The organism is Paenibacillus sp. PAMC21692, from assembly GCF_014303795.1.
Taxonomy (GTDB): Bacteria; Bacillota; Bacilli; order Paenibacillales; family Paenibacillaceae; genus Pristimantibacillus; species Pristimantibacillus agaridevorans.
The window spans coordinates 1,169,794-1,182,819 of sequence record NZ_CP060293.1; the positions used below are offsets into that span (position 1 = coordinate 1,169,794).

The following is a 13,026-nucleotide window of genomic DNA, read 5'->3' on the forward strand; positions in this document are numbered from 1 at the left end:
GATACAGAGATAGCCGGAGCAATTTTCGGAGCTGTAGCCCAAGAAAATCGGGTTACAAAGTTAGTGGGAGTAACTTTCGGAGCTGTAGGCCGATTAAATCGGGTTACAGAGCTAGCCGGAGCAATTTTCGGAGCTGTAGCCCGAGAAAATCGGGTTACAGAGCTAGTCGGAGCAACTTTTGGAGCTGTAGCCCGAGAAAATCGGGTTACAGAGATAGTTGGAGTAACTTTTGGAGCTGTAGCCGAGAAAATCGGGTTACAGAGTTAGTCGAAGTAACTTTCGGAGCTGTAGCACGAGAAAATCGGGTTACAGGGATAGTCGGAGTAACATTCGAAGCTGTAAGCCAAGAAAAAGGCGGTGCCAGGATTCCCCCCAGGCACCGCCTTTGTTATTGGCAATTCGTCCAAGTCCCGTCAGACTTGACCAATGTCTGCGAATAATGCCGTGTCGCGGCGGCGGCGTCTAGCCCGCAACGGTCCGCTTACCGGCAGGAACCGAAGCCTCCGCTCCGCTCCGCTGAAGCTTCTGTGCCGCAGGCACTTTGCCGAATAAAATCCAGGCGAAAGGCACGAAGCGAGAGATTAGCGACACGGTCAGCCAAGATGCGGCCAACATGATGACCCAGCTTGCCAGATAGTAGAGATGAAGGGCGCTGGCCGAGGTCGGAGCCGGCAATAATCTCTCGAACCAGGCTTGGTAAAGCAGATGCACCAGATAAATGCCGAATGACAGCTGCCCGAGCCGATAGAGCATGGCAGATAGCCCTGCAGGCAGATGGCGATAGATAAAAAATGCCGCATGCAAGAGGACGAGCGCCGCCAGGACGGCTTGCGCATTCCACAAGATTTCATAGAGCTCGGCGGGATAGATCGTGCCATACAGCCGCGCTTTGTACCAGACGGTCACGTGCACGACGGATGCCGCGATCCAGGCTCCCCAGACAAGAAGCCACATAACAGCGCGGCCAACATTCAGGTTGTCGCGAGTCATGGCCAGCCAGCCTTTGATCTTCGGATAGTAGATGCCAAGCGTCGCACCCAGGAAGAAAAGCGAGAAGTAGGTCGGCGCCCAGCTTCCTTTGTTGGGCAGCTGCCAATAATGCAAATTCAATAGCACGAATGTCCACTGAAGAACGAAGCCAAGCGGCACGAACCAGAGGGCAAGGTTCTTCCATCGCTTCGCGGCCCATAACACAATCGGGAACAGTAGATAGAACTGGATGCTAATGAAGACGAAATACAGATGAGCGTACACCTCGCCCATTAACAGCTTGCTCATAAATTCGCCAAGCGACTCCAGACTCCAGATCGGAACGCCGGTTAAGTCCTTTACATAAGCGAAGTAGATCGCCGAGAAGAAGACATAGGGGATGAGAATGTACAATAGCCGCTTCTTGTAGAAGCCAGCAATAAGCTTGCCGTTCAAAGGTCTGGAGTAATAGCTGTAAAATAGGACAAAGCTGCTGAGCAAAATGAAGGTCGGGGTGCCGAAGCGCATGACGGTATTAATTAAATTGTAGAAATAATAATAAGCGGATTCCTTCATGGTGATGGTGGCGGTTGCGCTGGCATGCACGGTCAGCACGCCAAGGATGGCAAGCGCTCGTACGAGTTGCAGCTCCGGGATATGCGTCCGTTCCGGTTGTGCGGGTTGGGTCATGTTCCTGGGTCCTCCATTTATAATTAATTTTTATTTCTGCATGATACATATACAATTCATGTTAACACTATAATCAACGCCAATTCAAGGCAGTTCGTTGCGGTTTACAATATCAATAAATGGAACATTAAAATATTTTAATTTAACTTTTGTCATTCATTTACAAGATATTCACAATAGGTCATGAATCGTCATGTAAATACAAAGTATGACAAAATAACGAGGGCCATCCCAAATCGTCGATCATGACGCGGGATAGCCCTGACTTCTTTTATGGCGGTATAGCTCGTTCAAGAAGGCCGATCCCGCAGCGGCAACCGGATCGACACGACGGTGCCTGTAAATACAAAGTATGACAAAATAACGAGGGCCATCCCAAATCGTCGATCATGACGCGGGATAGCCCTGACTTCTTTTATGGCGGTATAGCTCGTTCAAGAAGGCCGATCCCGCAGCGGCAACCGGATCGACACGACGGTGCCCAGCCCCTCCTTGCTCCAAAGCCGAAGCTCGTAGCCGGCATCGTACATGAGGCGGAGTCTTCGGTGCGTGTTAATCAGTCCGATATGGCGAGAAGGCTCCCTTTCATCGGACAAGGCCTGGCGGAGATAGGCAAGACGTTCTCCCGAAATGCCAATGCCGTTGTCGACAACCCTCAGGCGAAGCTCCTCGCCGGCCCGCGTAATCCGAATCCGGATCAGCCCGCGGCCGTTCTTCTCCTTGATGCCGTGGTACAGGCTGTTCTCCACCAGCGGCTGCAACAGCAGCTTCAGCGTGTAGTAGGGCAGCACATCTTCCTCGTATTGAAATTCGACATCGAACTGCTCTTTGTAGCGCTGTTTTTGAATGTGGATGTAGCTGGCGGTGTTCGCAATCTCTTCCTCCCACGTCACCTCATTGGCAGGATTGCTGAACGAATAAGACAACATGTCGGAAAGGTGCTCGATCATGGTGCTTGCCTTGTTCGGTTTGCCTGTCAGCCCGACGGTCTCCCAATAGATCGAATTCAGCGTATTGTACAGAAAATGCGGGTTGATTTGCGATTGCAGCGCCAGCAGTTCCATGAATTGAAGCTTGTACTTCTTCTCCGACAGCTGCGTCTGGACGTACCGGTGCTCGATGAAGTGCTGCACCATGTTCTGCATGATATACGTGTATTCGTCCTTTACCCGTTTGGGCGATTGAAGCTGCGACTTATTGTTCTCCGCGGATCGGATCAGCGAGGTAATGGCGAGCAGCTGCCGGTAATTGCGGCGGGTCAGGTACAAGGTTAACAGCAGGCCGAGCGCGAAGGAGACGCAAGCGAACAAAACGGTGTAGTTCAGAATGCGGGAGGGCGTCTCGTACAGCGAAGCATGCGGAATGACCGAGACGTACTTCCAGCCGTAACGCCCCGATTCGATCTTCGTGACGCCGGCTTCGCCGCCGGGCAAATCCATATCGAAGGACGCTTCTTCGCGTGAGGCGATGGCCGCGAGTTCGGCTTCGGCGATGTCGTATTGCGGACGGTTCGCGAACAATACGCGGTTTCCTTCGTCCAGCACGAGAAAGAGCTGGCCTTCGTAGTTCGTTATATCCCGCAGCAGCCGTTCGATATATGCGGTACGGATGTTGAGGAAGATGCCGATTTTCTCTTCCGCAAGCACATGGTAGATGGTGACGACGTCGGTCGTCTGCTGCAAATCGTAGGCGGCTACCTTGCGACGCTCCGTCCATTCGGCGGGCGGTCCCTTATAGTTCATGAAGTTGATGAACCAGCTTGTGTCCCGGAAGTAATCCAGCGAGGATATGCCGTCCGCGGACGAAACAAAGCGCCGGTATGGATTGTCGCTATAGAAGTAAAAGGAGTCGATATAAGGTTTGGAGCTTGTCATCGCATTAATAAAGCTGAAGGCGAGCTGGTACGACTTGGAGCTCTCGTAAGAGAACTCGGGCTGCTGCAGAATGGCCGACAGCTCGTTGAAAACCCGGGAGTTCTGGAAGAGAGCCAGCTTTAGCGTATCGATCTCGCGCAGAATAAGCTCAAGCTGATTCTGCGACTGCGTCAGCAGAAAGTGGCTGTTCCGGTTAATGTCCTTCTTCATATCATGCTGGGTCGTAAAAAACGAAAGCGAGCCCAGAATGAGCAGCGGGAAGAGGAGCGGAATGAGGAACGTCGCCAGATGTTTGGCAAAATAACGTCGTTTCATGGCGTCGCATGCAGCCCGTTCCGGTATTCGCTGGGCGTCTTGCCGTAGAACGATTTGAAGGTCCGCGTGAAGTTTTTGGCGTTGGCGTAGCCGACCATCTCGCTAATTTCGTACGTCTTGTAGCGCATATCGCGAAGCAGCTTAAGGGCGACCTCCATCTTTACCCGAATCAGATAGTCGGAGAAATTTTGGCCGGTCTTCTGCTTGAACAGGAAGCTGAGATAATTCGCGTTCAGATGGACCTGCTGGGCGGCATGATCCAGCGTGGCGTCCCTGTATTCGCTGCGGACATACGCTTTGATGCGCGCGATCAGCAGCCCTTCTTCGCTAGCGCCTTCGTCATCGCGAGCCGGGCGCTCCCTGCGTTGCTCATCCAGTTCTACCCGCAGATGGCCGAACACGTCGAGCAGCATCTGATACTTCGCCGGTTTGACGATATAATTTTTGACCCTGTATTTGAGCGCCTTCTGCGCATACTCGAACTCTCTGTAGCTGCTCAGGAAGATGACCTGGGCGTCGTGCTTGCGCTCGTAGACCGCCTCCGCCAGCTCGATGCCGGACATGACGGGCATCTTGATGTCGGTCAGGATGACGTCGATGGGAGGATCGTTCTTAAGAAGAAACTCGAGCGCTTCCTTGCCGTTTCCGGCTTGTCCGGCGATTCGGAATCCCACTTCGTTCCATGGGAAATAATTAGACAGCGCTTCTCTAGCGTCAGCCTCGTCGTCGACCAGTAGCAGGTTATACATAAGCTCACCTCTTGCGTTCTGAAGTCGTTGGAGCCTTGGGTTCTTTCTCTCTCCATTGTATATGATTTAGAATGAAAGTGCTTTCGAAAGCGCATTCTCGGGAAAAATGACACCTTATCCAAGATGATGATACTAAGATGCCATTCTGCTGAAAAAGTGATACTGAAATCCAAGATTGGATGCCTTAAAGACGTTGCCCGGTAGGTTTATACTTCGGGTAAGCGATTTCAAATACACACTAGAAGGGGAGAATACACGATGAACAAAAGAAACAAATGGAAATCCGGCATACTCGCCGCTACGGCCATGGTCGTTTTGCTGGCAGGCTGCTCGTCAGGAACGAACGGCAACAATAGCGGTAATGGAGGCGGCGGCGACAAAGCCGTTACGCTGCGATTCAGCTGGTGGGGCGGCCAGGAGCGCCACGAGGCTACGCTTGCGGCGATCGAAGCCTACAAGGCCGTCGCGCCGAACGTCACGATCGAAGCGGAGTATCAAGGCTTCGACGGCTACGAGCAGAAGGTGAAGACGCAGCTCGCTGGCGGCACTTCGGCCGACATCATGCAGTTGGACGTGCCTTGGATGAACGAGCTCTCCCGCAGTGACAGCTTCTTGGAGCTGAAGGATCTGCCTGGCCTGCCGCTCGATGGCTTCGATTCCGCATTCCTCGACAACTTCGGCACCTATAACGACAAGCTGGTGGCGCTGCCGACGGGCGTCAATGCATACGCCTTGGTCATCAACAAGACGGCGGCCGACAGCTTGGGCGTCCCGACCGACATCCGGTGGGATTGGGAGCGCCTCTACGAAGAAGGCAAGAAGCTTCATGAGAAGGACAGCTCCAAGTACTTGCTGCTGGCGGATCACGGTCATCTTATGGGTGACTTCACCAATATGCTCAAGCAGAGAATCGGCGATCAATGGATCAAAGACGATTATACGCTGGGCTTCGCCAAAGAAGATGCTGTTGCCGTACTTACTTGGATGGACAAGGCGATAAAAGCGGGTGTCTACCAGCCGCTGGGCGAGGCGGATTTGTTCTACGGCAAGACGGAGCAAAACCCGAAGTGGATCAACGGCGATATCGTGATGATCTCCTCGATGAGCAGCACGCTTCTGTCGCTGCGCAATGTTCTGTCCGAGGGGACGGAAGTGACGACGTCGCTGCCGGCTACGGCTCTCGACGCCAAAGCCTCGTCGGTCGTGGTTCGCCCTTCCCAACTGATCGCGATCAGCAAGAAAAGCAAGCATCCCGAAGAGGCGACCGCCTTCCTGAACTGGTTCATGAATGATCCGGAAGCCGCAGCAATCCTGGGCGACGTTCGTTCGGTCCCTTCATCGTCGAAGGCGCAGCAAGCGGCGGTAGAAGCAGGCAAGATCGATCCCGCCATCACGAAGGCGGTGGAGGAAGGCCTCGCGAACGCGGGCATCGTCGAAAATTCCATTTCGACCAATTCCGAGATTTCCGCTATCCTGCAGGACACGATCGAGAAGGTCGCATACGGACGGAATACGCCGGAGCAAGGCGCGGACGAGCTGATCGAAGGTCTGGAGAAGAAGCTAAGCGAGCTGCAAGGAAGAAAGTAGAAGGAAAGGAGCCGATGAGACCGTGTCCCTGAAGAAAAGAAACTACCAATATGTCGGCTTGCTTTACGTGCTCCCTTGGGTCGTCGGCCTGCTCGTCTTTCAGTTCTATCCGTTTCTCTCTTCGTTCTATTATTCGTTTACCGATTTCAATATGGTCAGCGCTCCGACGTTCGTGGGATTAGACAACTATAAGAAGATATTGACGGACGATCCCGGATTTCTCCAGGCCCTAAAGGTGACGACGATCTACGTGCTGATGGCGGTACCGGTCAAGCTTGCGTTCGCCTTGTTCATCGCCCTGATCCTAAGCGCCAAGCTGCGCGGCATCAACTTCTTCCGGACGATGTATTACTTGCCGTCCATCCTTGGGGGTTCCGTGGCAATATCCGTCCTCTGGAGATTCCTTTTCATGAAGGACGGAGTCGTCAACGGCATGACGGGCGCGCTTGGTCTCCCGGCTGTAGACTGGCTTGGCGATCCCGATATCGCGTTGTACACGCTGGGCATGCTGTCGGTATGGCAATTCGGCTCGTCCATGGTTCTGTTCCTGGCGGGATTGAAGCAGATTCCCGGCGACTTATATGAAGCGGGAGCCATCGACGGGGCGTCGAAGACGCGCTTGTTCTTCACCATTACGGTGCCCCTGCTGACGCCGATCGTTTTGTTCAACTTGATCATGCAGATGGTCAACGCGTTCCAGGAATTCACCGGCGCCTTCGTCATTACGAACGGGGGACCGATGAAATCGACTTATCTGTACGCGCTAAAGCTGTATGAAGAAGCGTTTACCTTCTTCAAGATGGGCTACGCATCGGCCTTGTCCTGGGTGCTGTTCGTTATCATCATGATCGTGACCGCGATTATATTCAAGAGCTCAACGTACTGGGTGCACTACGAGGATGGGGGGAAAGGCAAATGACGGATGCCCGAAGCGGGAACAAGCTGCTGTCATACGTATTACTCGTCGTGCTGGGCTTCGCCATGGTCTATCCGCTCATCTGGCTGGTCGTATCGTCGTTTAAGACAAATGCGGACATCTTCGGCTCCAGCAGCCTGTTCGCGGGAAGCTACGTGACGGATTCGTACGCGAAGGGATGGGCAGGCACGGGCCAGTACGGCTTCAAGGACTTCTTCCTTAATACGTTCGTGCTGGTCGTTCCGACCGTTATCTTCACCATTGTCTCCAGCGTCGTCGTCGCTTACGGCTTCGCCCGATTCCGATTCCCGCTGCAGACGATTCTGTTCTCGCTCATGATGGCGACGCTGATGCTGCCGGATTCGACGATTATGATTCCGCGCTACATTTTGTTCAACAAGATGGGCTGGCTGGACACGTACCTGCCGTTTATCGTGCCCGCGGCGTTTGCGACATCGGCGTTTTTCGTCTACATGCTGATCCAGTTCTTCCGCGGCTTGCCGCGGGAGCTAGACGAATCGGCGAAGATCGACGGCTGCAACTCGTTCACGATATTAATACGGATTCTGCTGCCGCTTTGCAAGCCCGCAATCTTCTCCGTCGGCATCTTCCAGTTCATCTGGACGTGGAACGACTTTTTCAATTCCATCATCTATATCAGCAGCGTGAAGAAGTTTACGGTATCGCTCGGTCTTCGCATGACGCTGGACGCATCTTCGGCGGTGTCGTGGAACCAGGTGCTGGCCATGTCCGTCGTCAGCATCGTGCCGTGCATCATTTTGTTCTTCATGGCTCAGAAGTATTTCGTGGAAGGCATCTCGACTACAGGGTTAAAAGGATAAGGGAGGAAGATTCATGAGCTTCGAAGGGGAAACAAGGAGCGATCTGACGATTGCCTACATCGGAGGAGGCTCCAGAGGCTGGGCATGGGGATTGATGAGCGATCTGGCGATGGAGCCGGCGCTCGGCGGCACGGTCAGACTGTACGACATTAACCGGGATGCCGCGGAACAGAACGCGGTGATCGGCAATCGATTGTCGGAGCGGGAGGATGTGCAGGGCAAGTGGCGCTACGAGACGTCGGGGACGCTGCAAGAAGCGCTGAGCGGCGCGGACTTCGTCATCATCTCCATTTTGCCGGGCACGTTCTGGGAGATGGCGTCCGACGTGCATCTGCCGGAGGAATACGGCATTTACCAAGCCGTTGGCGACACGGTAGGACCGGGCGGGTTGGTACGGGCGCTTCGGACGATCCCTCTTTATGTCGAGATCGCGGAGGCGCTTCGCGATTACGCTCCGGACGCGTGGGTCATCAACTACACGAATCCGATGACGTTATGCACGCGCACTTTGTACGAGACATTCCCCGGGGTGAAGGCGATCGGCTGCTGCCACGAGGTGTTCGGCACGCAGCATCTGCTGGCTCAAATGGTCGAGCGGAAGCTGGGAGCGGGACCCGTTTCCCGTCATGACATACGGGTCAACGTGCTGGGCATTAACCATTTCACGTGGATCGATTCAGCCTCCTACAAAGGGATCGACCTGCTGCCGCTGTACCGGGAGTTTGCCGAGGAGCATCATGCCGAAGGTTTCGAGGGCGCCAAGAAGGGCCACTGGCTAAATGACCACTTTGCTTCGGCGCAGCGCGTCAAGCTGGATCTGTTCCTCAAATTCGGCGTCATTGCCGCCGCCGGAGACCGCCATCTGGCGGAATTCATGCCGGGCGATAAGTATTTAAAGAATCCCGAGACGGTAAGGGAGTGGAAGTTCAGCTTGACGACGGTGGAGTGGCGGGAGAACAACAGGCAGAGCCTGCTGGAGAAGGGCAGCCGTCTTGCTGCCGGCGAAGAGCCGTTCATCGTCAAGACGACGGGTGAGGAAGGCATCGACATGATCAAGTCGCTGCTTGGCATGGGCGATCTGGTCACCAACGTCAACTTGCCGAATCGCGGACAGATGGAGGGACTGCCTCTTGGCGCGGTCGTAGAGACAAACGCCGTATTCCGCAGAGGCGAGGTGCGTCCCGTCTTCGCGGGCAAGCTGCCGGACGCGGTTCATGACCGGGTGGCGCGCCATGTTTGGAACCAGGAGCTTACCTTAAAAGCCGCGCTTGCGAAGGATGCAACGTTAGCCCTGCAGGCATTCGAAAGCGACCCGCTCGTCCGAATTCCCCATGACAAGGCGGAGGAGCTTTTCCGGCGGATGCTCAAGAACACCTCTGATTATTTGCCGGGCTGGAGGATCTGAACGGGAGCTTTCCCATTAATAAACGAATGGACCTCAAATGCCACTTCGAAGTGGCATTTGAGGTCCATTTTCTTGAAGAAATTCGTTTCCCGAAACCCTATTTTTGGTTTATTCCACTTGAACGGGCTTGAAGTACATTCCATCAAATTTCCTGTTCAAAAACGTCAATCAGCTCCTTCGCGCGTTCAACATCTTTGGTTGTGACTTGAATTTTTTTCAGATGGCTGCCTTCCATCACGATCTTCGACTTCAGCCCATTGCTCTTGAACACGGCTTGCAGTCTGTCGATGTCGTCCGCCTTGGAGCCACTCTCCGTTCGGACCGTCACCCATCGCCTTCCAAACAATCCCATCATCACCACCTCCTCAAGGCTCGCCGCCGAGCGCATGGATTGGAGACTCGCCGCTCCTTCGACTCGGAGCAGGTATTTCATTGTATTCGGGAACCTGTTGCCATCATGACTGCCGAACGCAAAAAAATGTCTCGAGCTCGAATGGCGCTGCATAACCAGCGGTCATGCTTCGCATGCTATCTAGCAGGGTGAAAAAGATGTGCTGCCTCTTGACAAGACTAACTGTAACGGATATTATTACAGTAACAAGCAAGGAGGCTCGCTTACCGTGAACAGTGAATTTACAATTGCCGTGCACAGTCTGGTATACTTGGCTTACTTGCCGGAGAAGATGGCGAGCAGCGACATGATTGCCGAGAACGTAGGCACGCATTCCGCCCGCGTTCGCAAGGTAATGAGCGCTCTGCGCAAAAGCGGTTATGTCGAGACGCGCGAGGGCTCGGGAGGCGGCTACCGCTTAACGATTGATCCCGAATCCGTTACGCTGGCCGATATTTACCGGGTGATGGCCCAAGGTTCGCTGATCCCAAGCTGGTGCTCCGGCGATCCGGATATGGATTGCAAGGTAGGCTCGAACATGACGCAGGTCATGTACGGCATCTTCTGCAAGGCGGAGAAGCAGCTGGAGGAGCATTTCCTCGGCATTACGATCGGCAATGTGCTCAAGCAGATTCACGCGTGCGATTAGCGGGTAAAGAAGTGATGGTGATACGGGTTATTCCCCTTAATCATATAGAATTGGATAAGAGAGGATGATTAACAATGGCAGTAGCACTGACAAAAGATAACTTCACGCAAAGCGTGGAAAGCGGCGTATCCCTGGTTGACTTCTGGGCACCATGGTGCGGACCTTGCAAGATGCAGCTTCCAATCGTAGAGGAGCTGGCTACAGAACTGGAAGGCCAAGCGACGATCGCGAAGATCAACGTGGACGAACAGCCCGAGCTCGCTTCCCAATTCGGAGTAATGAGCATCCCGACGCTGATCCTGTTCAAAGACGGTCAACCGGTTGACAAGATGGTCGGCCTGCAGAGCAAAGACGCTCTGAAAGCCAAGATCGCTAACCAAATGTAATAGGTCATTGTCGCGACCCGCGACAATCGCATGCCCGCCGGAGCAGCAAATAGCTGCAGCCGGCGGTTTTTTGTTTAAATAGGCCTTTCGATGTTGATCTCGGAGGATCGGGAGGAGGAATTTCCCAGTTCATTAGCGAATATAGCAATGGAAACATGACTATTCGACTAGGAAACTGGAGGCAGAGAAGATTGAATCGTAGGGCTGGAAGCATGGTAAGAGTCAAATTTTTACTCATTCTCGCAACGGTAATTTCGTTGTTTATTTTGGAGGTTAAGCCGGTTGCGGCGGCCAATGTGTGGCAGTTGTACCAGCAGGCGGAAGAGGATAGGGCGGCGGGCAAGCACGAGCCGGCTATCGAGGGTTATAAAGCCAGTATCAGGCTGTTTGCGGAGAGCGGAGAAGTAACGAATGTGGCGTTAATGTACAACAAGATGGCGGAATCCCAGATTGCGCTGGCCAAGTACGACGATGCGGTCAAAAGCTGGGAGAGCGAGGCGGCTTATTGGGCCAAAGGCGGCAAGACGCAAGAATCCATCGCCGCCAATCGGAAGGCCGATTGGGTGCGCAGCCGCATAGAGCTGTTCGTTACGCAGGAGGCGGGCGAGACGCCGAATACGATCTACCACGGCGCGCCGTATGAGCCAAAGACGGGGGCCTACATAGGCGCTTATGCCGAAGCGGACAAGAAAGTGCATGATTCTACGGACGGCAATCCTCATTATATTAGCGCCTTTCCGGAGTTGACGGGCAAAAAACATGCCATGTATCTGCTGTACACGAGCTGGGGGAAACCGTTTTTTAGCCAATACAGCGGGCATATCGAGCGCGCCAAAGCTGCTGGCGTCGGCCTTCAGGTTGCGTTGCAGCCCATAAATGGATTGGATGAAGTGCAGGACGGAGATTATTTGCGTTCGCTGGCCCGCTCCGCCAAGGATGTCGGCATCCCCATCTTCCTCCGATTCGCGAACGAGATGAACGGCAGCTGGATCGAGTGGTACGAGACGAATCCGCAGGACTATATCGACAAGTTCAGAATCGTGGCCAAGGTGTTCCGCGAGGAAGCGCCGAATGTCGCGATGGTCTGGGCGCCGGCGTACTTCCCAATCGACAACATCGAAGATTATTACCCTGGAGACGAATACGTCGACTGGGTCGGCGTCAGTATGTATCAGGCACACAACGGAACGCTTGATCCGCTTAAGAAAGGCGTGGACCGGTCCAGCTTTATCGAGAAATTCGATAATATCTACAAGCTGTACGGCAAAAAGAAGCCGGTATTTATTTCCGAGGGCGGCATCTCCTATTCGGATCCCGTTCATCATACCGACAAGACGGATTGGGCGGTCTATCAGATCGAGCAGTTCTATGCCAACCTGCCCATGCTTTATCCCGGAGTCAAGGGCGTCTTCTGGTTCGATACGACGAGGACGGCAGACGGGAGACTTAATTCGTATAGCTTATCGGATAACGAGAAGGTGCTGGCCGCATTCAAGGCTGCGGTCGCCAATCCATTTTATCTGTCGACGATTGGCGGGGAGTCGAAGGTTTCTTACAAGCCGCTGGGTACAACCGTTGCGCCGAAGCCTGTCGAGCTTAGCGCGTTTATCCGAACGGTTGAACCGATTTTGTCCAAAGTGGTTTACTCCATCGGCGGCAAGACGATCGCGACGGCGACGAAGGCGCCCTGGTCGTTCAAGTACGACTTTGCTCCGCACAACAATAAGACGGTAGGGCTTAAGGTAACCGCCTATGCCGCAAACGGCAAGCCGGTATCGGAGAAGACCGTATCCATCGCAGTGAAGCAGCCGACGGCATCGGCGGCGCCAAGCGCGTCCGATGTACTTGTCAATGGCAGCAAGGTGTCGTTTGACGCGTACAAAATCGCAGGCAGCAATTACTTTAAGCTGCGGGATCTCGCCATGGCGTTGGACGGCACGGAAGGGGCGTTCCAGGTAGGCTGGGACAATGCAAAGAAAGCCATTAGCCTGGCGGTCGGCGAGGCTTACACCCCTGTCGGGGGAGAACTTGCCGCCGGAAACTTGGCCGCGAAGAACAAGACGGCGCTGCAGACGGGCTCCAAGCTGTACGTGGACGGCCTCGAGGTGCCGTTGATCGCTTACAACATCGACGGCAATAACTACTTTAAGCTGCGCGACATTGCAAAGCTGATTGACTTCGGCGTCACCTGGGACCCGCAGCGCAGCTTGGTCGGTATCGATACTTCGATTGCTTATAGCGAAAATTAAAAGC

Annotated in this window: 11 protein-coding genes; 7 read left to right on the forward strand and 4 right to left on the reverse strand. The window is 54.0% G+C overall.

Annotated elements, in window-relative coordinates:
- Positions 1–462: 462 nt before the first annotated feature.
- The 3 genes from H7F31_RS04715 to H7F31_RS04725 all read right to left on the reverse strand — a co-directional run bounded on the left by H7F31_RS04715 (position 463) and on the right by H7F31_RS04725 (position 4,597).
- Positions 463–1,659 (reverse strand): acyltransferase, encoded by a 1,197-nt coding sequence (locus H7F31_RS04715; protein WP_187103237.1) that lies wholly within the window; start codon positions 1,657–1,659, stop codon positions 463–465.
- A 434-nt stretch (positions 1,660–2,093) separates the two neighbouring features.
- The gene (locus H7F31_RS04720; RefSeq protein ID WP_187103238.1) at positions 2,094–3,848 is read right to left on the reverse strand and encodes a cache domain-containing sensor histidine kinase; all 1,755 of its coding nucleotides are present in this window, start codon (positions 3,846–3,848) and stop codon (positions 2,094–2,096) included.
- A complete protein-coding gene (locus H7F31_RS04725) occupies positions 3,845–4,597 on the reverse strand; it encodes a response regulator transcription factor (RefSeq protein ID WP_187103239.1) in 753 nt (250 codons plus the stop codon). Before H7F31_RS04725 ends, H7F31_RS04720 begins: the two co-directional genes overlap by 4 nt.
- Positions 4,598–4,855: 258 nt before the next feature.
- Between H7F31_RS04725 and H7F31_RS04730 the strand changes: the two genes are divergently transcribed.
- The 4 genes from H7F31_RS04730 to H7F31_RS04745 are packed head-to-tail and all read left to right on the forward strand — an operon-like array spanning position 4,856 to position 9,347.
- Positions 4,856–6,184: an ABC transporter substrate-binding protein gene (locus tag H7F31_RS04730; RefSeq protein WP_261800302.1), complete on the forward strand. Its 1,329-nt coding sequence runs from the start codon at positions 4,856–4,858 to the stop codon at positions 6,182–6,184.
- Between the two features lie 22 nt (positions 6,185–6,206).
- Positions 6,207–7,103, forward strand: coding sequence for a carbohydrate ABC transporter permease (locus tag H7F31_RS04735; protein WP_187103240.1), 897 nt, complete (start codon positions 6,207–6,209; stop codon positions 7,101–7,103).
- The gene (locus H7F31_RS04740; protein WP_187103241.1) at positions 7,100–7,942 is read left to right on the forward strand and encodes a carbohydrate ABC transporter permease; all 843 of its coding nucleotides are present in this window, start codon (positions 7,100–7,102) and stop codon (positions 7,940–7,942) included. Before H7F31_RS04735 ends, H7F31_RS04740 begins: the two co-directional genes overlap by 4 nt.
- A gap of 13 nt (positions 7,943–7,955) precedes the next feature.
- On the forward strand, positions 7,956–9,347 hold the full coding sequence (locus tag H7F31_RS04745) for a family 4 glycosyl hydrolase (protein WP_187103242.1): 1,392 nt from the start codon (positions 7,956–7,958) through the stop codon (positions 9,345–9,347).
- Between the two features lie 142 nt (positions 9,348–9,489).
- Here H7F31_RS04745 and H7F31_RS04750 read toward each other — a convergent pair whose 3' ends face one another.
- A complete protein-coding gene (locus H7F31_RS04750) occupies positions 9,490–9,699 on the reverse strand; it encodes a hypothetical protein (protein ID WP_187103243.1) in 210 nt (69 codons plus the stop codon).
- A 268-nt stretch (positions 9,700–9,967) separates the two neighbouring features.
- Between H7F31_RS04750 and H7F31_RS04755 the strand changes: the two genes are divergently transcribed.
- The 3 genes from H7F31_RS04755 to H7F31_RS04765 all read left to right on the forward strand — a co-directional run bounded on the left by H7F31_RS04755 (position 9,968) and on the right by H7F31_RS04765 (position 13,022).
- Positions 9,968–10,387 (forward strand): RrF2 family transcriptional regulator, encoded by a 420-nt coding sequence (locus H7F31_RS04755; RefSeq protein WP_087569953.1) that lies wholly within the window; start codon positions 9,968–9,970, stop codon positions 10,385–10,387.
- 74 nt (positions 10,388–10,461) lie between these two features.
- Positions 10,462–10,773, forward strand: a complete 312-nt coding sequence (gene trxA, locus H7F31_RS04760; RefSeq protein ID WP_087569952.1) for a thioredoxin — start codon at positions 10,462–10,464, stop codon at positions 10,771–10,773.
- A 191-nt stretch (positions 10,774–10,964) separates the two neighbouring features.
- On the forward strand, positions 10,965–13,022 hold the full coding sequence (locus H7F31_RS04765; RefSeq protein ID WP_187103244.1) for a glycosyl hydrolase: 2,058 nt from the start codon (positions 10,965–10,967) through the stop codon (positions 13,020–13,022).
- Positions 13,023–13,026: the final 4 nt, after the last annotated feature.